At 72.0% G+C, this 20,952-nt stretch carries 21 protein-coding genes; 6 read left to right on the plus strand and 15 right to left on the minus strand.

Going from position 1 to position 20,952, the window contains the following annotated elements:
• Positions 1 to 84: 84 nt before the first annotated feature.
• Complete coding sequence (locus ACH4MY_RS03725) at positions 85 to 897, plus strand: serine protease (protein WP_397996944.1); 813 nt, start codon at positions 85 to 87, stop codon at positions 895 to 897.
• Here the strand turns inward: ACH4MY_RS03725 and ACH4MY_RS03730 are convergent.
• From ACH4MY_RS03730 to ACH4MY_RS03770, 9 genes are all read right to left on the minus strand, one after another.
• Positions 851 to 2,389 carry an NCS1 family nucleobase:cation symporter-1 gene (locus ACH4MY_RS03730; protein WP_397996947.1) on the minus strand — a complete coding sequence of 513 codons (1,539 nt, stop codon included), beginning with the start codon at positions 2,387 to 2,389 and terminating at the stop codon, positions 851 to 853. The genes ACH4MY_RS03725 and ACH4MY_RS03730 overlap by 47 nt on opposite strands.
• Before the next feature lie 192 nt (positions 2,390 to 2,581).
• A complete protein-coding gene (locus ACH4MY_RS03735; RefSeq protein WP_397996948.1) occupies positions 2,582 to 3,145 on the minus strand; it encodes a GNAT family N-acetyltransferase in 564 nt (187 codons plus the stop codon).
• Between the two features lie 94 nt (positions 3,146 to 3,239).
• Entirely contained in the window at positions 3,240 to 4,241 is a 1,002-nt protein-coding gene (locus ACH4MY_RS03740) for a TIGR03842 family LLM class F420-dependent oxidoreductase (RefSeq protein WP_397996951.1), read from the minus strand.
• A gap of 48 nt (positions 4,242 to 4,289) precedes the next feature.
• Positions 4,290 to 5,693, minus strand: a complete 1,404-nt coding sequence (gene hydA, locus ACH4MY_RS03745; RefSeq protein ID WP_397996953.1) for a dihydropyrimidinase — start codon at positions 5,691 to 5,693, stop codon at positions 4,290 to 4,292.
• A 37-nt stretch (positions 5,694 to 5,730) separates the two neighbouring features.
• Positions 5,731 to 7,011 (minus strand): aspartate aminotransferase family protein, encoded by a 1,281-nt coding sequence (locus ACH4MY_RS03750; protein WP_397996956.1) that lies wholly within the window; start codon positions 7,009 to 7,011, stop codon positions 5,731 to 5,733.
• Positions 7,008 to 7,850: a nitrilase-related carbon-nitrogen hydrolase gene (locus ACH4MY_RS03755; RefSeq protein WP_397996957.1), complete on the minus strand. Its 843-nt coding sequence runs from the start codon at positions 7,848 to 7,850 to the stop codon at positions 7,008 to 7,010. Before ACH4MY_RS03755 ends, ACH4MY_RS03750 begins: the two co-directional genes overlap by 4 nt.
• Positions 7,851 to 8,098: 248 nt before the next feature.
• Complete coding sequence (locus tag ACH4MY_RS03760; RefSeq protein ID WP_397996960.1) at positions 8,099 to 9,403, minus strand: UL36 very large tegument protein; 1,305 nt, start codon at positions 9,401 to 9,403, stop codon at positions 8,099 to 8,101.
• A gap of 138 nt (positions 9,404 to 9,541) precedes the next feature.
• A complete protein-coding gene (locus ACH4MY_RS03765) occupies positions 9,542 to 9,925 on the minus strand; it encodes a PPOX class F420-dependent oxidoreductase (RefSeq protein ID WP_397996962.1) in 384 nt (127 codons plus the stop codon).
• Complete coding sequence (locus tag ACH4MY_RS03770) at positions 9,922 to 10,257, minus strand: winged helix-turn-helix transcriptional regulator (protein WP_397996964.1); 336 nt, start codon at positions 10,255 to 10,257, stop codon at positions 9,922 to 9,924. Before ACH4MY_RS03770 ends, ACH4MY_RS03765 begins: the two co-directional genes overlap by 4 nt.
• Positions 10,258 to 10,266: 9 nt before the next feature.
• Here ACH4MY_RS03770 and ACH4MY_RS03775 point away from each other — a divergent pair, with 9 nt between their 5' ends.
• Positions 10,267 to 10,704 (plus strand): NAD(P)-dependent oxidoreductase, encoded by a 438-nt coding sequence (locus ACH4MY_RS03775; protein ID WP_397996967.1) that lies wholly within the window; start codon positions 10,267 to 10,269, stop codon positions 10,702 to 10,704.
• A gap of 34 nt (positions 10,705 to 10,738) precedes the next feature.
• Here ACH4MY_RS03775 and ACH4MY_RS03780 read toward each other — a convergent pair whose 3' ends face one another.
• Together ACH4MY_RS03780 and ACH4MY_RS03785 are read right to left on the minus strand one after the other, a co-directional pair.
• Positions 10,739 to 11,311: a DinB family protein gene (locus tag ACH4MY_RS03780; protein ID WP_397996970.1), complete on the minus strand. Its 573-nt coding sequence runs from the start codon at positions 11,309 to 11,311 to the stop codon at positions 10,739 to 10,741.
• Positions 11,312 to 11,372: 61 nt separating this feature from the next.
• Positions 11,373 to 11,624 carry a helix-turn-helix domain-containing protein gene (locus tag ACH4MY_RS03785; RefSeq protein WP_397996972.1) on the minus strand — a complete coding sequence of 84 codons (252 nt, stop codon included), beginning with the start codon at positions 11,622 to 11,624 and terminating at the stop codon, positions 11,373 to 11,375.
• 32 nt (positions 11,625 to 11,656) lie between these two features.
• Between ACH4MY_RS03785 and map the strand changes: the two genes are divergently transcribed.
• A complete protein-coding gene (gene map / locus ACH4MY_RS03790; protein ID WP_397996975.1) occupies positions 11,657 to 12,424 on the plus strand; it encodes a type I methionyl aminopeptidase in 768 nt (255 codons plus the stop codon).
• 16 nt (positions 12,425 to 12,440) lie between these two features.
• Here the strand turns inward: map and ggt are convergent, their stop codons facing one another.
• Positions 12,441 to 14,252, minus strand: a complete 1,812-nt coding sequence (gene ggt, locus ACH4MY_RS03795; protein WP_397996978.1) for a gamma-glutamyltransferase — start codon at positions 14,250 to 14,252, stop codon at positions 12,441 to 12,443.
• A 105-nt stretch (positions 14,253 to 14,357) separates the two neighbouring features.
• Between ggt and ACH4MY_RS03800 the strand changes: the two genes are divergently transcribed.
• Positions 14,358 to 15,089, plus strand: a complete 732-nt coding sequence (locus ACH4MY_RS03800; RefSeq protein ID WP_397996981.1) for a hypothetical protein — start codon at positions 14,358 to 14,360, stop codon at positions 15,087 to 15,089.
• Here the strand turns inward: ACH4MY_RS03800 and ACH4MY_RS03805 are convergent.
• On the minus strand, positions 15,040 to 16,341 hold the full coding sequence (locus ACH4MY_RS03805; protein WP_397996983.1) for a cytochrome P450: 1,302 nt from the start codon (positions 16,339 to 16,341) through the stop codon (positions 15,040 to 15,042). The two genes, ACH4MY_RS03800 and ACH4MY_RS03805, sit on opposite strands and share 50 nt — an antisense overlap.
• Positions 16,342 to 16,430: 89 nt before the next feature.
• Here ACH4MY_RS03805 and ACH4MY_RS03810 point away from each other — a divergent pair, with 89 nt between their 5' ends.
• Both ACH4MY_RS03810 and ACH4MY_RS03815 read left to right on the plus strand, forming a co-directional pair.
• The gene (locus tag ACH4MY_RS03810; protein ID WP_397996986.1) at positions 16,431 to 17,723 is read left to right on the plus strand and encodes a hypothetical protein; all 1,293 of its coding nucleotides are present in this window, start codon (positions 16,431 to 16,433) and stop codon (positions 17,721 to 17,723) included.
• A 115-nt stretch (positions 17,724 to 17,838) separates the two neighbouring features.
• Positions 17,839 to 19,410: an alpha/beta fold hydrolase gene (locus tag ACH4MY_RS03815; protein ID WP_397996988.1), complete on the plus strand. Its 1,572-nt coding sequence runs from the start codon at positions 17,839 to 17,841 to the stop codon at positions 19,408 to 19,410.
• A gap of 37 nt (positions 19,411 to 19,447) precedes the next feature.
• On the opposite strand, the gene ACH4MY_RS03820 is transcribed toward ACH4MY_RS03815, so the two are convergent.
• Both ACH4MY_RS03820 and ACH4MY_RS03825 read right to left on the minus strand, forming a co-directional pair.
• Positions 19,448 to 20,305, minus strand: a complete 858-nt coding sequence (locus ACH4MY_RS03820; RefSeq protein WP_397996991.1) for an amino acid ABC transporter permease — start codon at positions 20,303 to 20,305, stop codon at positions 19,448 to 19,450.
• Positions 20,302 to 20,946, minus strand: a complete 645-nt coding sequence (locus ACH4MY_RS03825; RefSeq protein WP_327164999.1) for an amino acid ABC transporter permease — start codon at positions 20,944 to 20,946, stop codon at positions 20,302 to 20,304. The genes ACH4MY_RS03820 and ACH4MY_RS03825 overlap by 4 nt, the downstream gene beginning before the upstream one ends.
• Between the last annotated feature and the right edge of the window lie 6 nt (positions 20,947 to 20,952).

The raw sequence follows: 20,952 nt of genomic DNA on the forward strand, positions 1-20,952 counted from the left end.
GCCCGTATGGGCCGGGCGGTTCTGAGGAAACGTCTCCGCACTCTCCCGGCCCCGGGAACACGGCGCCGACGGTACGGAGATCAGGTGGGACGGGCGAGAAGGCTCATGGCGGCGGTCGCGGGCGCGGTGCTCACGGTGAGCCCCCTCGGCATCGCGCCGCCCGCGCAGGCGGTGGTCGGCGGGAAGGAGGCCCGGCCCCACCAGTACCCCTTCATGGCGGGACTCGTGGACGTCGTCGAGCGACGGGTGATGTGCGGCGGGGCGCTGATCGGCAACCGGTACGTCCTCACCGCCGCCCACTGCCTGACCGGCTCGTACAGCAGTCCCACCCGGGTCGGGGTGCTGCTCGGCGACCACGACCTGACGACCGGCTCCGACAGCCCGCACGCGGTGCTCGCGGCACCCGCGCGGTTCGTCCCGCACCCGGAGTACGACCCGGACACCCAGCTGAACGACATCGCCCTCGTCGAGCTCGCCGAGCCGGTCGCCCTCAACCGCGACGTGCGTCCGGTCGGGCTGCCCGGCCCGTCCGTCCAGGCCGGCCCCGACGACACCCAGGTCGAGGTGCCGGGCTGGGGCACCACCTCGTTCGGCGGGCACACCTCCGACGTCCTGCGGACCGTGGCCCTCGCCACCATGAGCAACTCGGTCTGCGCGCGCCGGGGCATGGCACAGGTCGCCCCCACCCAGATCTGCACCTACGCCCCCGGGCGCGACACCTGCCAGTACGACTCCGGCGGGCCGCTGGTCCGCACGGTCCGGGGACGGCCGTACGTGGTCGGTCTGGTGTCCTACGGCAGGGAGTGCGCCACCGACACCCCCGCCGTGAACACCCGGGTGCGCTCCTATCTCAGCTGGATCGAGCGGACGACCGGGAGGCTCCCCCGCGTCTCATGAGGGCCGTGTGGAGCAGCAGCGAGGCGGCGAGACCGACGGCCCAGCCGTAGTCGGCGAGGGGCTTGAGGAAGGGGATGAGCCCGTCCTCGGGGAAGGGCCCGGTGCCCGGGGCGGAGTGGGAGCCGCCGACGGCGAGGACGCCGCCGACCGCGAAGGCGAGCACGGCCGCCGGGTTCCACCCGCCCCGGTACCAGTAGGGGCCGTCGGCCCGGTAGAGCCCTTCGAGGTCGAGGACGGTGCGGCGGACGAGCCAGTAGTCGGCGATGAGGATGCCGGCGACCGTGCCGAGGAGACCGCCGACGAGACCGAGCCAGGTGAAGATGTACAGCTCGGGGGTGGCGGTCAGCTTCCACGGCATGACGAGGACGCCGACGACCCCGGTGATCAGCGCGCCCCTGCGGAAGTTCACCAGCTTCGGGGCGAGGTTGGCGAGGTCGTACGCGGGCGAGACGACGTTCGCGGCGATGTTCACCGACAGGGTGGCGACAAGGACGGTCACCAGGGCGAAGAGCAGTCCGAAGACGTTGTCGGTCTTGGCGGCGAGCGCCACCGGGTCCCAGACGGGCGCCCCGTACACGGCCTGCGATCCCGAGGTGACGAGCACCGACAGCAGCGCGAACAGGGTCATGGTGGTGGGGAGGCCGAGGGTCTGTCCCCATACCTGGGCGCGCTGGCCGGCGCCGAAGCGGGTGAAGTCGGGGATGTTCAGGCTGAGCGTCGCCCAGAAGGCGATCATGCCCATGAGGGCGGGGAAGAACACCGGCCAGAAGTCGGCGCCCCAGCCGAGCTTCGACGGCTGGTCGAGGAGCGGTCCGAGACCTCCCGCCTCGGCCGCGACCCAGCCGAGGAGGACGAGCGCGCCGACGATGACGAAGGGCGCGGCCCAGTTCTCGAAGCGGCGCAGGGCCTCCATCCCCCGGTAGATGACGGCGAGTTCGAGGGCCCAGAAGAGAAGGAAGCAGAGCCAGAGCGTCCACGGCTGGCCGCCGATCCTCGACGCGTCGGCCCAGCCGCCGCCGAAGACCTTGTCGAGCAGGACGAAGACGCCCTGGCCGCCGATCCAGGTCTGGATGCCGAACCAGGCGCACGCGACCCCGGCCCGGACGAGGGCGGGCAGGTTCGCGCCGCGCAGCCCGAAGGAGGCGCGGGCGAGGACGGGGAAGGGGATGCCGTACTTGGGTCCGGCGTGCCCGGTGAGCAGCATCGGCAGCAGGACGACGACGTTGGCGAGGCCGATGGTGAGGACGGCCTGTTTCCAGTCCATGCCGAGGGCGATCAGACCGGAGGCGAGCAGCCACGAGGGGATGTTGTGGGCCATGCCGACCCAGAGGGCGGCGAAGTTGTAGGTGGTCCAGCGCCGTTGGGCGACGGGGACGGGGAGCAGGTCCTCGTTGACGAAGCGGGGGTCGGTGGGGGCGGTGCCGGGGGCGAGTTCGACCCGGCCGTCGGCGGCGGGTCCGGAAGGTCTTCCCGAGGGGATGGTCGCGGTCATACGGAGGAACCCTTCGTTCGACGGGGAGGACGGAACGAGGTGTCGCCCGGGGAGGGGCGAGGGGTGCCATGCCGGATCGGCTCCATCGTGGTCTGTCAAGGACCACTTGTGGCCAAGGAGTTGGGGTTCGATTCTGCCACTCGGCGCGCGACGCGGGTAGGCCCGCGCGGCACGTCGCCGTCCGTGGAACGGCTACGACCGGCCCCGTACGTGGAGATGGCCGTCCAGCGGGAACGCGGGAGGCGATGCCGGCAGGATCCCGTCGAACGCGTAGCCGCACTTCTCCGCCACGCGGCAGGAGGCCGTGTTGTCGGCCTGGTGGAGGAGTTCGAGGCGTTCCAGTCCGTCGCCCCCGAAGGTGTCGAACGCCCAGGCGGTGAGGGTTTCCAGGGCCCGGGGCGCGACACCGCGCCCACGGGCCCGGGCCGCCGTCCAGTAGCCGACCTCGGCGGCCGGCTTGCCGGGCGCGACCTCCTTGAGCACCACGCTGCCCGCGAGCCGACGCGGCTCCGTGCCGAAGGGCTCCTCGAGGACGACGAAGCAGAACCGCGTACCCGCCACCCGGCCCTCCTCCTGGGCCTCCACCCACGCCAGCCCGTCGGCCTCGCTCTCCATCGGCACACCCACCCGGTGGCGCAGCTCGGGATCCCGGTACGTCTCGACCAGCTCCGCGACGTCGTCGACGCACCAGGGCCGTAGAAGAAGGGCGGAAGCGGTCGACGTGGCAGGGGCCTTGAGCAGGACGGTGGCGTTCATCGGCCGATCGTATCCATCGCCGACGCGGCGGCCGGTCCACCGGCACCCGGTCCGCCCGTACCGCTCCGCCGGTCCACCGGCACCCGGACCGCGTTCAGCCGCTGAACACCGGAATGATCCCGGAGCCGTACGCGTCGATGGTCGACTCCCTCGCGTCGTGCATCGCGTACACCGCGAACTGGTCCACGCCAAGCTCGCGCAGGGCCCGCAGCTTCTCGATATGGGCCTCGGCCGGGCCGAGGAGGCAGAAGCGGTCCACGATCTCGTCGGGGACGAACGCGGTGTCGGGGTTGTCGGCGCGGCCGTGGTGACTGTAGTCGTAGCCCTGCCGGTCCTTGATGTACGCGGTCAGGGCCTCGGGGACCATGTCGGAGTGCTCGCCGTAGCGGGAGACGAGGTCGGCGACGTGGTTGCCGACCATGCCGCCGAACCAGCGGCACTGGTCGCGGGCGTGCGCCAGGTCGTCGCCGACGTACGCGGGGGCGGCGACGCAGATCTTGACCGCGGCCGGGTCGCGGCCGGCCTCCTCGGCGGCGGCGCGGACCGCCTTCACCATCCACTCCGTCAGATACGGGTCGGCGAGCTGGAGGATGAAGCCGTCGGCCTTCTGTCCCGCGAGGGCGAGGGCCTTGGGGCCGTACGCGGCCATCCACACCGGCAGCTTGCCGTTCTTGATCCAGGGGATGCGGACCGGGCTGCCGTCGACCTCCGCCTCGCGGCCCTCCGCCAGGTCACGGATGACGTCGATGGCCTCGCCGAGCCGGGCCAGGGTGTTCGGCCTGCGCCCGGCGACGCGCATCGCGGAGTCACCGCGGCCGATGCCGCAGACGGTCCGGTTGCCGAACATGTCGTTCAGGGTCGCGAAGGTGGAGGCGGTGACCTCCCAGGTCCTGGTCCCGGGGTTGGTGACCATGGGGCCGACGTGCAGCTTCGTCGTGTGCTCCAGGATCTGGCTGTAGATGACGAAGGGTTCCTGCCACAGCACGGCGGAGTCGAAGGTCCAGCCGTAGCGGAAGCCGTTGCGCTCCGCCCGGCGCATCAGCCCGACGACCTGCGAGGCGGGCGGATCGGTCTGCAGGACAAGTCCGAAGTCCACGCGGGACCTCCTGGTTCGTTCGGTGCGGCTCGGTTCGGTGCGGCTCGGTCAGTTCAGGTACTGGCTGGTGGACCTGGGGGTGAAGGTGCCGTGCCCGGCGTGACCGACGTACTTGCGCTGGTCGATGACGAGTTCGCCGCGCGAGAGGACCGTCTCGACCTGGCCGGTGACCCGCTTCCCCTCGTACGCGGAGTAGTCGACGTTCATGTGGTGGGTGTCCGCCGACAGGGTCTGGACGGCGTGCGGGTCGTAGATCACGATGTCGGCGTCGGCGCCGGGGGCGATCGTGCCCTTCTGCGGGTAGAGCCCGAACATCCGGGCCGGGGACGCGCAGGCGATCTCGATCCAGCGGCGGCGCGAGATGTGCCCGTCGACGACGGCCTGGTGGAGGAGGTCCATGCGGTTCTCCACCCCGGGAAGTCCGTTGGGGATCTTGGAGAAGTCGCCGACCCCGAGGTCCTTCTGGCCGGTGAAGCAGAACGGGCAGTGGTCGGTGGAGACCACCTGGAGGTCGTTGGTGCGCAGTCCGCGCCAGAGCGCCGCCTGCTGCTCCTTCGGCCGGAGCGGGGTGCTGCACACGTACTTCGCGCCCTCGAAGCCCGCCTCCGCGAGGTTGTCGGTGGAGAGGAAGAGGTACTGGGGGCAGGTCTCGCCGAAGACGGGCAGTCCCTTGTCGCGGGCGGTGGCGATCTCGGCGACGGCCTCCTCCGCCGAGACGTGCACGACGTACAGCGGAGCCCCCGCGACCCGGGCGAGCTGGATCGCCCGGTGGGTGGCCTCGGCCTCCAGGAGGGCCTTGCGCACCTCCCCGTGGTAGCGGGGATCGGTCTCGCCGCGGGCCAGGGCCTGCTCGACGAGGACGTCGATGGCGATGCCGTTCTCGGCGTGCATCATGATCAGCCCGCCGTTGTCGGCGGAGCGCTGCATGGCGCGCAGGATCTTGCCGTCGTCGCTGTAGAAGACGCCGGGGTAGGCCATGAAGAGCTTGAAGGAGGTGATGCCCTCCTGGACGAGCCGGTCCATCTCCTTGAGCGTGTGCGCGTTGACGTCGGAGAGGATCATGTGGAAGGCGTAGTCGATCGCGCAGTTGCCGTCGGCCTTGGCGTACCAGGCGTCGAGCCCTTCGCGCAGGCTCCGGCCGACGGTCTGGACGGCGAAGTCGACGATGGTGGTGGTGCCGCCCCAGGCGGCGGCGCGGGTGCCGGTCTCGAAGGTGTCGGAGGCGGCGGTGCCGCCGAAGGGCAGCTCCATGTGGGTGTGGGCGTCGACGCCGCCGGGCAGCACGTAGCGGTCGGTGGCGTCGACGGTCCGGTCGGCGGTCCAGGCGGCCGCCGCATCGGAGCCGTGGGCCGCGAGGGCGACCACGCGGCCGTCCTCGATCAGCACGTCGGCGTGGAGTTCGTCGGCGGCGGTGACGACGAGGCCGCCCCGGATGACGGTACGGGTGCTCACGGGGACTCTCCCTGCTCGATACGGCGGGACGATGTGACTACAGCGCGCGCAGGGCCGCTTCGAGCATCGCCGCGCCCTCCTCGGCCTCGGCGACGGTGAGCGAGAGCGGCGGGGCGATGCGCAGCGTGCTCGTGTTGTGGCCGCCGCCCTTGCCGATCAGCAGGCCGTGTTCCCTGGCGGCCTCCAGGACGGCGCCGGCCGCGTCCGGATCCGCCCGGTCGGTGCCCGGATCGGTGAGTTCGATCCCGATCATCAGACCGCGGCCGCGGACCTCCCGTACCGCCGCCACTCCGGCGCAGGCGGCCCTGATCCGTTCGATGAGCAGGCCGCCGACGCGGCGGGCGTTGCCCTGGAGGTCGTGCTCCAGGAGGTACGAGAGGTTGGCGAGGCCCGCGGCCATCGTGACCGGCGAACCGCCGAAGGTGGAGATGGAGTTGGCGTCCAGGCAGTTCATGATGTCGGCGCGGGCGACGACGCCGCCGACGGACATGCCGTTGCCGATGCCCTTGGCGAAGGTGAGGATGTCGGGCGGTCCGGCCTGGCCGTGCGCCTGCCAGCCCCAGAAGTTGTCGCCGGTACGGCCCCAGCCGGTCTGCACCTCGTCGGAGATCCACAGGATGCCGTGCCGGTCGAGGACGCGGCGGAAGGCGGCGTACAGGCCGTCGGGCGGGGAGGTGAAGCCGCCGACGCCCTGCACGGGTTCGGCGATGAGCGCGGCGACGTTCCGGGTGTGGCCGAGGAGGTCTTCGAGGTCGGCGACGCAGGCCTCGGTGAACCGCTCGTCGGTGAACTCGGCGTAGGGGCCCCGGGTGCGGACGCCACCGTGCACGTACAGGGTCTGCAGCGGGGAGAGGCCGGTGGGCGACCAGGCGCGGTTGCCGGTGATGCCGACGGTGGAGAAGGAACGGCCGTGGTAGCTGTTCCGCATGGCCAGGATCTGGTTCGACCGGCGGTACGCGGTCGCGAGGAGGAGCGCCGTGTCGTTGGCCTCGGTGCCGGAGGTGGTGAAGAAGACGCGGGCGTCGGGGATGCCGGAGAGACCGGCGATCCGCTCGGCGAGCTCCACCATCGGACGGTTGAGGTAGAGGGTGGAGGAGTGGATGATCCGGCCGGCCTGGTCGGCCACGGCCTTGGTGACCTCGGGCAGGGCGTGGGCGGTCATGGTGGTGAGGATGCCGCCGAAGAAGTCGAGGTACCTGCGCCCCTCGGCGTCCCAGACGTGACGGCCCTCGCCGTGGGTGATCTCGATGGGGTCCCGGTAGTAGAGGGCGACCCAGTCGGGGATGACGGCGCGGTGGCGGTCGTAGAGGTCGTTCACGGCTGCACCAGCCCGTCGTACGCGTCGGGGCGCCGGTCCCGGTAGAAGGCCCACTGCTGGCGGACCTCCTCGATGAGGCCGAAGTCGAGGTCGCGGATCAGGAGTTCCTCCGTCTTGTCGGAGGCGACGTCGCCGACGAACCGGCCGCGGGGGTCGACGAAGTAGCTCGTGCCGTAGAAGTCGTTGTCGCCGTACTCCTCGACGCCGACGCGGTTGATGGCGGCGACGAAGTACTCGTTGGCGACGGCCGCGGCGGGCTGTTCCAGCTGCCAGAGATAGGAGGAGAGGCCGCGGTGGGTGGCCGAGGGGTTGTAGACCAACTGGGCTCCGTTGAGGCCGAGTTGGCGCCAGCCCTCGGGGAAGTGCCGGTCGTAGCAGATGTAGACCCCGACCCGTCCGACGGCGGTGTCGAAGACCGGCCAGCCGGCGTTGCCCGGGCGGAAGTAGTACTTCTCCCAGAATCCCTTGACCTGCGGGATGTGATGCTTGCGGTACTTGCCGAGGTAGCTGCCGTCGGCGTCGATCACGGCGGCGGTGTTGTAGTAGAAGCCCTCGCTCTCGACCTCGAAGACGGGGACCACGATCACCATGCCGGTCTCCCGGGCCAGCTCCCGCATCCGGCTGACGGTGGGGCCGTCGGGGACGGGTTCGGCCCAGCGGTAGTGCTCGGGTTCCTGGACCTGGCAGAAGTAGGGGGCGTTGAACACCTCCTGGAAGCCGATCACCTTGGCACCCTGCCGGGCCGCCTCCCGGGCGTACTCCTCGTGTTTGGCGATCATGGATTCGGTGTCGCCGGTCCAGGTCGCCTGGACGAGCGCGGCGCGTACGACGTCGGTCATGAGCTGCTCCTTCGGCACGGCGTCAGAGAGCCTCTACGCACGTAGACGCGATGCGTAGGAGGAGAACGTAAGCCCCGTCACACCTCGGAGCAAGACCGCCGCCGTGATGCGGCGGGGTCGATCATGTTTCATACCCGAGTGGTCCACGTCGGACACGTACCGACACGTACGGGCATGCCTGACACGTACGGGATGGCACCCTCCGACGGGTGGGTGTCCCGCCCCTCCCCGGAGCCCGGCCGCGCCGGTCAGGAACCCGCGAGACCGGCCACGCGGAAGGCGTGCAGCAGGTCGCGCTCGCGGGCCGCCGAGACCGAACGGGCGGCTTCGAGAAGGCGAGGAGCGAGCCCGCGCGGGTCCTCGGCCGCGAGGCGGGCCGCGTCCTCGGGGGCGCGGACCCGGACGAACGCGGTGAGCAGCGACCGGGCCTCGCGGTGATGGCCTTCGGCGCGCAGGGCGGCACACGCTCCGGCGAGCTCCCCGACGGGGCGCGACACACCCTGGCGGAGGAGCTGCTCGCAGTCGGCGGCCCGGCCCGCGTCGGCGAGCACACCGGCGACGGCGGCCAGCCGCCCCGGCGCCAGCGAGGCCGCCTCCCAGAGCAGGATCGACCAGTCGGCGCCGAGGCCGGCCCGGTGCAGCTCCCCGGCGAGGGCGGGCAGCCGGGCGGGCGGGCCGTTGAGCGCCTCGCAGAGCAGGGCATGGGCCTCGCCGGTACGCCCCTGGGCACGGAGACGCTGCAGCGCGTAGACGGCGTTGGCGGCGGCGCGGGCGGTCTCGGCGGACTCGGCCTCGGGGAGGGCGGGGGTGACCGATCCCCTGTCGGAGGGGGCGGCACCACCGAACCGGGCCCCGCGGGGCGCCGCCGCTCCCCCGGTCGGAGAGAGGGGCACGGGCGCGGCCACGGGCCCCTGCTCCCCGTCGCCGCCGTCCAGCCACGCGTACCGCGCGCCACGGGGCCGGCGCTTGACCTCGGCGGGACGGGAAGCGGGCTCGGCCGGGGGGCCGTGCGGCGGGTCGGACGGGGAGCCGTGCGGCAGGTCGGACGGGGAGCCGTGCGGCAGGCGGGACCGGGGCGCCGCCAGCCCCGCGAGCCGCGCCGTCAGGTCCACCACCCTCGCGACCGCCCGGGCGTGGTCGTCCCGGGTCCAGGCCAGGTCGTGTTCCAGGCGGGCGGTCTCCGCGGGGTCCGGGGCCGGTGCGGCGCGGAGCCGGTCGAGCAGTTCGTGGGCGCGGGACTCGGCGGAGCGGCGTTCGTGCTCCATCCGGTCCCTGCGTTCGACGAGCGACGCCGCTCCACCGGGGCGGCGGTCGTGGGCGCCGGCGGCTGCCGCGTACAGCGTCCTGCCCCGGAGGGCGAGCGGCCCGCCGGCCGTCTCCCCCGCGTCCTGGAGCAGGGACTCGACGATGTCCCAGGGGAGGATCTCCGTCCCGTCGAAGCAGGCGCGCAGCCCCTCCGGGTCGCGCTCGGCGAAGACTCCGTACCAACCGCCGCCCGGTGGGACCAGGCCCGCGAGCTCCACCAGCCACCGCGTGAACGTGGAGACTTCCAACGGAAGTTGATACACCGTCATGCGCTACGCACCTGCCCCGCGGTCGACTGGAACCTTCCGGTCCGCGGGGGTATTCGACCGCAGTCGTGTTACGGGACGACTACGGACCGTTTTCCTGCGCGTGCCTCACCGGCCAATTCATCCGAGTCGCACGACGATCCCGGTGTGCGGGCGCTTCCCGAGCCGGACGATCATGGCCGGCACGTCGGTCAGCCAGTACTGCCAGGTGTACTTGCGCGAGAGCAGCTTCCGGATCCGGCGCAGCCCCTCCCCCTCCACCAGCCGGCCCTCGCCGGTGAAGCGCTCAGTGCCCTCGGCGATGTTCCCGCGCAGGTCGCAGACGGCGACCTCGACCCTCGGGTCGTTCCGCAGACGCTTGACCTTCCAGGAGTCGCTACGGGTCCAGACGTACAGCTCGGCGCCGTCGACCGCGTACCAGACGGGCGTGGCGACCCCCGTGCCGTTCTTCCGGTAGGTGGTCAGGCTGACGTAGCGGCCGCGCCGCAGCTCTTCGGGCATCATGGCCGGGAGCCTATGCCGGGGTCGGATCGGAAGCGTGCGAGCGGGTCGATCAGCGAGCGGCCCAGGGAGGTCAGGGCGTATTCGACGCGCGGCGGGTTCTCGTCGTACGCGGTGCGGGTGAGGAAGCCGTCCCGCTCCATGGCGCGCAGGGTCTCGGTGAGCACCTTGAGGGTGATCCAGTGCAGCGGCACACGCAGCTCGGAGAAGCGGCGCGGCAGGCCGTCCTCCAGGCAGCGGAGCACCACGGCGGTCCACTTGCCGCCGACCCTGATGGGCTGGGCGCGGCCGGAGTCACCGACCCGGCCTCGGTGGCCGCCCTGGCGGCCGGCCATGACGCGGCCGTGAACGCGTCGGCCCGTCTCGACGTCTCCTCGGAGGAGTACTTCACGGCGGCGGCGGGGGCACTGATCGCGGGCCTCGAAGAGGCGGGTGTGCGAAGGCTGTTGACCCTGGGGATCGCCACCACCCTGGAGGCGGAGCCGGGGGTGCGGGTCATGGACGCGCCCGGGTTCCCTGAGCAGTGGCGCCTGTTCTCGCAGGGGCACGTGGCCGAGTTCGCGCTGCTGACCGCCGAGGCGGGGCCGGAGCTCGACTGGCTGATGGTCGTGCCGCCGCAGGACCTGAACGCGGAGGCCGAGGTGACCGGTGGCTACCGGACGGCCGTGGGCACGGTGATCGACGGTCCCGGCCGGATCGCGCACGCGGACCTGGCCCGGGCGCTCCTCGACGAGATCGAGCACCCGCGCCACAGTCGCGTCCAGCTGGCGGTGTCGGTCTAGAGGATCGTCCTGCCGACCGGGCCGGGGCCGCGCGCTACTGGCCCACGCGGCCGTCGACACACTCCCGCAGCAGGTCGGCGTGTCCGCAGTGGCGGGCGTACTCGTCGATCCGGTGCACCATCAGCTCACGGATCGCGATCTTGTCCTTCCCGACGCGCGCGCCGAGGTCCGGGTGCTCGGCCAGCTCGGCGTCGAGCGCCGCCTGCTCGCGCTCCAGATCGGCGAACGCGGCCTCGACCACGGCCTGTTCGGCGACGGCCCCGTGGAAGTCCGCGTCCTTCCCGCCGTACAGCTTCGGCAGCGGTTCGGCGTCGGTGATCCAGTTGCGCCAGTCCCGCTCCACCTCGGCGAGGTGCCGCACGAGGCCGAGCAGCGACATGGTCGACGGCGGGACGGACCGGCGGGCCAGCTGCTCCGCGTCCAGCCCCTCGCACTTCATCCGCAGGGTCAGGCGGTAGTCCCTCAGGGAGTCCCGCAGCGTCGCGGCCTCGCCCTCCGGACTGGAACCCCCGTTGTTGTTGCGGGGGTCCTCGTCCGGGTCCGCCCACATGTCCGGGTAGACGGTCGCGGTGGTCCATCGTGCGGGTTCGTCGCTCATGCTGGGCATGATCGTGCGTGGCGGCCCGGTGTGCCACCGATTTCCCGCTCCGGAGTCCGCCCCCGGGCCGTCAGACGGGCACCGGCGCGCACCGGACGACCAGCTCGTCCATGGAGAGGCCGAGGACCCCCGCGAGGGCCGCGACGGTGAAGAACGCCGGGGTCGGGGCCCGGCCGGTCTCGATCTTGCGGAGGGTTTCGGCGGACAGGCCGGCGGCGGCGGCGATCTCGACCATGGACCGGTCGCCGCGCGCCGCGCGCAGGAACAGGCCGAGGCGCTCGCCGCGCTCGCGCTCTTCGGGGGTCAGGGGTGTGCGCACCATGCGGCCATTCTAATACCGGTATAGTAATTGGAATGGTGGAGATCAAGACGAACGAGAACCTGGCCGCTATGCGTGAGACGGGGCGGGTGGTGGCCCGCGCCCTCCAGGCCGTACGGGAGAAGGCCGCGCCCGGCGTCCCGCTGACCGAGCTCGACCGGGCCGCGCGGGAGGTCCTGGCCGCGGCGGGCGCCGGCTCGCCCTTCCTGGACTACCACCCGGAGTGGGCACCCGTGCCCTTCCCGGCGGTCGTCTGCGTCTCCGTGAACGACGCCATCGTCCACGGCATCCCGGACGGGACCCTGCTGGCACCGGGGGACCTCGTCTCCGCGGACTGCGGGGCGCTGCTCGGAGGCTGGGCGGGCGACGCGGCCGTCAGCTTCACGGTCGGACCGGCCGGGCCGGAGGACGCCCGGCTGATCGCCGCGGCGGAGGAGGCCCTGGAGGCGGGCATCGCGGCCGCCGTCGTCGGCAACCGGATCGGTGACATCGCGCACGCCGTCGGGCGGGTCTGCCGCGCCGCCGGATACGGCGTCCCGGACGGCTTCGGCGGTCACGGCATCGGCCGCACGATGCACGAGGACCCGGGCGTCCCCAACGAGGGACGCCCGGGCCGGGGCATGAAGCTGCGGCACGGGATGGTGCTCGCGATCGAGCCGATGCTCATCGGGGGCGGTACGGACGACCACTACACCGCGCGCGACGGCTGGACGATCCGGACCCTCGACGGCTCGCGCGCGTCGCACGCGGAGCACACGGTGGCGATCACCGACGAGGGCCCGCGCGTGCTGACGGCGCTGTAGGGGTGCCGAGGGCCGGCTACCTCCCCGCCGGCCGGACCACCATCGCCGACCCGCCGCCCCTGCGGACCGTCTCCGCGGCCGCCACCCAGCGGCCGTCCGGCAGCCGCTGGACGCCTGTCGCCGCGCCGATCTCGGGGTTCTGCCGGAATCCGTGCCCGATCGCCTCGAGCTCCGCCCTGACGGGGCTGTTCCACAGACCGGGTTCGAGTTCGGTGGTCGTCTGGTTGCGCTGGCTGGCCCGCGGCGCGGCGATCGCGTCGACGAGCGGCAGCCCCCGGTCGACGACCCCCGTGAGGGTCTGCAGGACCGTCGTGATGATGGTCGCCCCACCCGGGGAGCCGAGCGCGAGGACCGGCCGGTCATGGCCGTCGAGGACGATCGTCGGGGAGATCGAGGACCGCGGCCGCTTGCCGGGACCGGGCAGGTTCGGGTCGTGCACGGCCGGGTTCGCCGGGGCGAAGGAGAAGTCGGTCAGTTCGTTGTTGAGCAGGAAGCCCCGGCCGGGCACGGTGATCCCGCTGCCGCCGGTGGATTCGATGGTGAGCGTGTAGGCGACGACGTTGCCCCACTTGTCGGACACCGTGAGGTGGGTCGTGTTCTCGCCCTCGAAGGTGGTGGGGGCCGCCGTGCCGCCGCTCGCGCACGGCACCGGGCTGCTCGGGTCGCCGGGCGGGAGGGGACTGGTGAGGACGGCGCCGTCGCGGATCAGGCAGCCGCGCGAGTCGGCGTACCGCTGGGAGAGCAGACCGCGCGTCGGCACGGACTCGAAGGCCGGGTCGCCGACCCAGCGGCCGCGGTCGGCGAAGGCGATCCGGCTGGCCTCGATGAAACGGTGGAGGTAGCGGGTCCGGGAGGCGCCGGCCAGGTCGGTGCCCTCCAGGATGTTGAGCGCCTCACCGACGCTCGTACCGCCGGAGGAGGAGGGGGCCATGCCGTAGACGTCGAGTCCCCGGTACGAGACCTTCGTGGGCCGGCGGAACTCGGTGCGGTACGCGGCGAGGTCCCGTTCCGTGAGGTCGCCGGCCCGGACCTTACGGGTGGCGCCCTCGCGGACCGGGGGCGTGCGGACGGTGTTCACGATGTCCCGGGCGAGCGGCCCCCGGTAGAGCGCGCCGACGCCCTGACGGCCGAGCGTCTTGTACGTACGGGCCAGGTCGGGGTTCTTGAAGACCGCGCCGACCACCGGCAACTGCCCGTCGGGCAGAAAGAGTTGGGAGGTGGCGGGGAAGTCGCGGAACCGTGCCTCGTTGGCCGCGGTCTGGGCCCGGAAGGTGGGGTCGACGGTGAAGCCCTCGCGGGCCAGCCGCTCGGCGGGTTCGAGCAGGGTGCCGAGGCGCTTGCTCCCCCAGGCGTCGAGCGCGGTCTCCCAGGTCGCCGGGGTGCCGGGGGTGCCGACGCCGAGGCCGCTGGTCATGCCCTCCTCGAAGGGGATGGGAGCGCCGTTCTCCACGAACAGGTTCGCGTCGGCGGAGCGGGGCGCGGTCTCGCGCCCGTCGACGGTGTGCACGGTGCGGCTCTTCGCGTCGTAGTACACGAAGTAGCCACCGCCCCCGATGCCCGCCGAGTAGGGCTCGGTGACCCCGAGGGCGGCCGCGACGGCGACGGCGGCGTCCACCGCGTTGCCGCCCTTGCGGAGGACCTCGACTCCGGCGGCCGAGGCGTCGGCGTCGACACTGGCGACGGCGCCGCCGTACCCGACGGCGACGGGTTCCTTGACCTGAGGTGGCGGGGCGGTCGCCGGGGCCGGGGGCGGAGCGGCGGCACCCATCGAGAGCACCGTCGCCGCGACGGCGAGTACGGAGACCTTCCCAGCGGTGGAGCGACGCATTCCCTACCTCCAGTCAATGACCGTCCGCGCAGCGTAACTTCCCCCGGCCCCTCCCGTCAGGACCGCCTCGAACAGGAGGCCGTTTCCCCGCTACCATGCGCGCCCATGAACGAAGACCTGCGCAACATCGCGCTCGGGGTGCTCGCGACGGGGCTCAGCGCGTCCCTCGGCTGGCTGGGCCGCACGTACCTCTGGCGGCGGAAGCTCCGCCGCAAGCAGGACTTCTTCGGCCTGCCGGGGAACTCGGAGTGCCTGCTCGTGGTGAACAGGGAGTCGGGCGGCGACCGCTCGGTCCACCGGTTCGACGTGTTCGCGCTGCTCGAACTGTCCGCGCTGATCAAGGACTGCGGGGCCCAGGCACGGATCCTCTCGCACGATCAGAGCCACCAGGGGTTCGGCGACCGGACGGAGTTCTGCGTCGGCGGCCCCTATTCGAACCGGCGGATGGCGGCCCATCTGGCGACCCTGCTCCCGGGCGTCGAGGTGAACGTCGAGGTCGAGCCGAGCCCGGACCGGGGGTCGTTCCTGGTCGGCGGGGAGCGCTACCCCTCGGAGGAGGGGGTCTCCGAGTATGTGATCCTCGCCCGGCTGACCGCCGGTGAGGCCGGCCGGCCGGTGTTCCTCTTCTGCGGGCAGCGCGCCATCACCAATCAGGCGGCGACCCGCTATCTCGCCCGCCATCACGAGGAGTTGGCGCGCCGCCACAGGTCCGGTTCCTTCGTGCTGCTCCTGAAGGTGGTCAACTCGCAGGCGTACGGCCCCGATGTGGTGGAGCTGGTGGCCGATGTCACGCGTGCGGCGCGGACGGCGCCCGCAGTCGAACCGGCAGCGACTTGACGCCGTTGATGAAGTTGGAGACGAGGCGCCGCGGCGGTCCCGCGAGTTCCAGGCCGCCGCAGGCGTCGCGTACCTCTTCGTGGAGCACCCGGAGCTGAAGCCGGGCGAAGTGGGCGCCGAGGCAGACGTGCGGGCCGTCGCCGAAGGAGACGTGCGGGTTCGGGGTCCGGCCGAGGTCCAGGCGGTGCGGGTCGGGGAAGACCCGCTCGTCGTGGTTGGCGGAGGCGTGGAAGACGACGACCTTGTCGCCGCGCCGGATCTCCTGCCCGGCGAGCTCGGTGTCACGGGCAGCCGTGCGCCGGAACGAGAGCACGGGCGGGTGCACGCGCAGCAGTTCGTCGACCGTCGTGTCCGCCGCCACCTCCCCCTTCCACCATCTCCGCTGCTCGTCGGGGTGATCGGCGAGGGCGAGGAGTCCGCCGGGGGCGGCGCTGCGGACGGTGTCGTTTCCGGCGACGGTCAGCAGGAAGAAGAACATCTCCAGTTCGGCGTCGGCGAGTTCGGAGGCCGCGAGCACACTCATGATGTCGTCGGCGGGGTGTGCGCGCTTGAACGCGGCGAGCTCCTGGGCGTAGCCGAACATCTCGGCCAGCATCGCGGGTGAGCGCGGGTTGACCGGTCGCCCCCGCTCGTCGAGGACGGGCGGCTCGTCGGGGTCCTGATAGGCGATGACCCGCTCGGTCCAGGTGTGCAGCAGCCCCCGGTCGCCCGGGGGCACTCCGAGCAGATCGGTGAGGTTGAGCAGGGCGTAGTCGTCGGTGACGGCCCGGACGAGGTCGACCTCGCCACCGGCCCCTTCGGCCGCCTCGATCGTCTCCGCGAGCAGCTGCCGGGCCCGCTCGCGCGCGGTGGCACCGAAGCGCTCGATCCGCCCCGGGGTGAAGGCCCGGCTGACCAGCCGCCTCAACCGGCCGTGTCCTGGCGGGTCCTGATTGAGCATCATGCGCCGGATGAACGGCAGGTCGGCGGGGTCGGGGTCCCGGATCTGGGTGGCGCCGAGGCAGGACGAATACGTGCCGGAGTCCTTCAGCACCCGGACGACATCGGCATGCCGGGTGACCGCCCAGAAACCCGGACCGGCAGGCCACCCCAGGGTCTCGGGCTCGTCCTGCCGGACGACGGGGGCGCGATCACGCAGCGCACGGAAGCGGTCGTGCGGGATCCCGGTCGCGTAGATCCGTGGGTCGAAGACGTCGGGTACGCCGCTCGAATCTTCCACCGCACCTCCCGTCAGGGGTGATGACGTATCCATCATGACAGGTCAGAGGCGGTTTTCGTAGGACTGATCGCACACTTCAGCAGCCTTGTCCGGCCCCTCCTCCGGATCCCAGAATCGCCGTCATGAATCACTCCGAGAACGTCGATCATGATGCGGTGCTGCGGGCACGGACGATGCTGCTCGGATCCGGCGGACCGAACCTGTCGCAGGAGGTCTGGGCGTACCGGGTGCTGGTGACGGTGGGGCCGACGACGTATCTGCCGAAGCTGGCAAGGGCGTTGGTCTCCTTCGGGTACCGGGCCGGGGACGGGGGCCTGGAGGGGCGCCTCGCCCTGCACGCCGAGGCGGCGGGGGCCGCCCGGCGCGTCGACGCCGACGAACCGGGGAGGACCGAGGTCCTCTGCGCGGCGCTGGACGCGTACCAGCGCACGCTCCTCCTCACGGGGCGGCGGGCCGAGGCGCTCGCCGTGTGCGAGGAGATGGCCGAGGCGGGGCGGCTCGGCTTCGAGCGGGGCGGGGTGACGGGTCCCGTGAGCGGGCAGGGCCGCCTGTCGGCCGTGCTCGCCGAGGAGGGGCGCCACGCGGAGGCCGCGGACGCCCTCGGCCGGAGGGCCGCGTCCCGCGGGCACCGGGCCGACTTCCGGGACACGGTCGAATGGGCGGCGGAGCTGGAGGCGGCCGGGCGGCACGGCGAGGCCCTCGCGGCCTTCACCGGACTGGTGGACACGACCCGGCGGGAGGCGGGGACGGAGGGAACGCCGCCGGCCGCCCTGGTGGGGGAACTCGTCCACCGTTCCCGGATGTTCGAGGCCTGCGGTCGCCGCGAGGAGGCGGGGGCGGATCGCCAGGAGGCCCTTCTGACGCTCTCCCGCCTCGCGGAGGCGGTCGACCCCGGGAGCCGGAGCGACGCCCTCGGCCGGTGGGTCACCCTGTTCACCCTCTCGGGCCGGAGGGCGGAGCCCGTCGGCACCCGTGAGGCGCCGGTGCCGCCCTTCGGCGCCGAGTTCCTCCAGTGGTCCCCCGACACGAGGACGCCCTACCTCGCCGGGATCCCGGCCCTTGAGGCGGAGGTCGCGGCGCTGGCCGGGGCGGGGCGCCCGGCCGGGGCGTGGACGGCGCACCGGCGCCTCGCCCGGCGGGTCGCCGTGCGCCAGAACGCGCACCACTGGCGGTTCGAGGAGGAGCTCCGCCCCGTCTTCGACGAGGGTGTGGCGCTCGCCGGGCGCGCCCGCGGCGAGCCGGGACCGTCCGCTCGCGACGTCTCGGCCTCCCCTGAGGCGCTCGCCGACGCCCTGACCGATCGCGCCATGTTCCTCGTGGCCGCCCAGCGGTACGAGGAGGCCCGCGCGGACTTCGCCGAGGTCGTCGGCCTCCTGAACGGCGCCATCAGCCCCTCAATCGTTACCCGCACGTAACTTACCGACCGGTTACCACGGGTAATGCGTGGCGGTTACCGTCGGGTCACTTTCACTGCCCCCCATCCGTGCACCCGTGCTGCCCACCCAGCAGCGCCCCAGTGAGGAGTGACCCGTGCGCACATCCCTGGCCCTCGCCGTCTCGGCCGCACTCGTGGCCGGGACGGCCCTCGGGCTCGCCCCCGCCGCCCAGGCCGGAGAGGCCGGAGAGACCGGCGAGACCACGTCCGCCGGCATCCGCTTCGTCGACATCGCCGGAGAGGGCGGCACCGTCCTCAAGGCCAACGTCGTCACCCCTGCCGCCGCCGGCGCCGCCCGCCACCCCCTGATCGTGCTGCCCACCAGCTGGGCCATGCCCCAGATCGAGTACCTCGCCCAGGCCAAGAAGCTCGCGGACTCCGGTTACATCGTGGTGAGTTACAACTCCCGCGGCTTCTGGCAGTCCGGCGGGGAGATCGAGACGGCCGGCCCCAAGGACATCGCCGACGCCTCCAAGGTGATCGACTGGGCACTCGCCCACACCGCCGCCGACCCCGCCCACATCGGCATGGCGGGCGTCTCGTACGGAGCGGGGATCAGCCTCCTGGCCGCCGCCCACGACCCGCGGATCAAGGCCGTCGCGGCTCTCAGCGGCTGGGCCGACCTCATCGACTCCATCTACAGCGGCCGCACACAGCACCTCCAGGCCGCCGCCCTGCTCGGCGGCGCCGGCTACCTCACCGGCCGTCCCGGGCCCGAACTCCAGCAGATCCTGGGCGACTTCCTCTCCTCCCACTTGGACAAGGAGGAGGACATGATCGCCTGGGGCCGCAAGCGTTCCGCGGTCGAGCAGCTGGACCGGATCAACGCCAACGGCGCCGCCATCATGCTCGGCAACGCCTGGGGCGACACCATCTTCCCGCCCAACCAGTACGCGAGCTTCTTCGAGAAGCTCACCGGCCCCAAGCGTCTGGAGTTCCGCCCCGGCGACCACGCCACCGCCGAGGCCACCGGCCTGTTCGGACTGCCGAACGACACCTGGACCAGCGCCCACCGCTGGTTCGACCGCTACCTCAAGGGCGTAGACAACGGCATCGACCGCGAGCAGCCGGTCCAGCTCAAGTCCCGCTCCACCGGCGGCTACGAGGGCTACGCCGACTGGAAGTCCGTGCACGCGAACCAGCGGAAGTTCGACCTCGGCGGTACGCAGCGGGTCCGGGCGAACATCGACTCCGGCGCCGACGGCGGCATCACCCTGCTCACCAACGCCCTGGACCAGTTCCTCCGCACCCCGCCCGTCGTCTCCGTCCCCCTCCTCCCCCGCGCCTTCGCCGGCGTCTGGCAGTCCGAGCGGTACGCCACCCCGCAGCGGGTGCGCGGCACGGTGAAGGTGCACACCACGGTCTCCTCCACCGCGGAGAGCGGCACCCTCGTCGCGTACCTCTACGACGTGGGCCCGCTCGGCATCGGCAAGCTGGTCAGCAACGCGCCGTACACCTTCCACGACCGGACCCCCGGGGAGCCGTTCGGCGTCGACCTGGAGCTGTTCTCCACGGCGTACGACGTACCGGCGGGGCACCGGCTCGCCCTGGTCGTCGACACCGTCGACCCGCTCTACATCGAGCACAACCCGACCGGCGCGCAGCTGACCTTCTCCTCCCCCTCGGCCGACCCGTCGTACGTGTCGGTACCGCTGCGGAAGGAGTGATCACCGGCTGCCGCCGGGCGGGTGCGGCTCTCGCTCGCTACTGCGGTCCCGGCAGCAGCGTCTGGGGTTCGGCCGGAGCGACCTCCGTGGCCTTCGTCTTCGGGCTGCGGCGCTCTCTGCGGGCCACCCAGGTGGCGAACCAGGAGAGCAGCATGCACATCCCGATGTAGATCGGCGAGATCACCATGACGACCGGGATGAACGGCAGGTCGTAGTCCAGGTTCGAGGCGATCAGCTTGCCCGCGTGCAGGAACTCCTCGTAGGTGATGAGGAATCCGAGCGAGGTGTCCTTGAGGGCCACCACCAGCTGGCTGATGATGGCGGGCAGCATGGCCCGGACGGCCTGCGGCACCAGGACGTAGGTCATGACCTGGGTCTTGCGCATGCCCAGCGCGTACGCGGCCTCGCCCTGGCCGCGTGCGACGGCGTGGACGCCGGTGCGGAAGACCTCGGCGAGCACGGAGCCGTTGTAGAGGGTCAGCCCGGCGACGAGCGCGGGCAGCGGCTGCACCTTGAGCGCCACGAAGATGAAGAAGATCATCACGAGGACCGGCATGGCGCGGAAGAACTCGACGAGCAGCGTCGAGACCCAGCGCAGCACCCGGTGTTCGGAGAGGCGGCCGGCGGCGAGGACGGCGCCGAGTGCCAGCGAGAGCACCGAGGCGTAGGCGAAGGCCTTGAGGGTGTTGCCGAGCCCTTCGAGCAGCAGCTCCTGGATGCCCTCGTAGAGGAAGGGCGACCACTTGGTGGAGGTGAACTGGTCGTTGTCGAAGAGGAGATAGAGGATCCAGCCGAGGAGCGCGAGGAGCACCGCGGTGGAGGCGAGGCCGTAGAGGAGATGGCGCCGCCGGGCCTGCGGCCCCGGGATGTCGTAGAGGGCGGTGGACTCGGTCATCGGGCGACTCCCCAGCGCTTCTCCATGACGTGGAAGAGGGCGCTGATGGTGAGGGTGATGATGAGGTATCCGACGGCGATCCAGACGAAGGTCCAGACGATGTTGTAGCCGAGTTCGCTCAAGGTCTTGTAGGTGCCGAGGAGTTCGGTGACGCTGAACGCGCCGGCGATCGCGGAGTTCTTGGCGAGGGCGATCAGGGTGGAGCCGATCGGCGGGATGACCGTACGGAAGGCCTGGGGCAGGACGACCGTGCCGAGGGTCTGGGTGAAGGTCATACCGAGACTGCGGGCCGCCTCGCCCTGTCCGCGCGGCACGGTGTTGATGCCGGAGCGCAGCGCCTCGCAGATGAACGCGGAGGTGTAGCAGCCGAGCGCGAGGACCGCGAACACCTCGAAGGGCAGCACGAGTCCGAACCGGGGCAGGCCCAGCATGACGGCGAAGAAGAGCAGTGTCAGCGGGGTGTTGCGCAGCACGGTGACCCAGACCGTGCCGAAGACCCGGAAGGAGCCCACGGGCGCGACCCGGAACGAGGCCATGAGGAAGCCCAGGACGAGGGCCAACGCGGACGCGTAGACGGTGAGTTCGACGGTTCCGAGGAATCCTTCGCCGTAGAGCGAGAAGTTTTCGGTCAGGACGTCCATGTCGGG

The organism is Streptomyces sp. NPDC017246 (assembly GCF_044331325.1).
Lineage (GTDB): Bacteria > Actinomycetota > Actinomycetes > Streptomycetales > Streptomycetaceae > Streptomyces.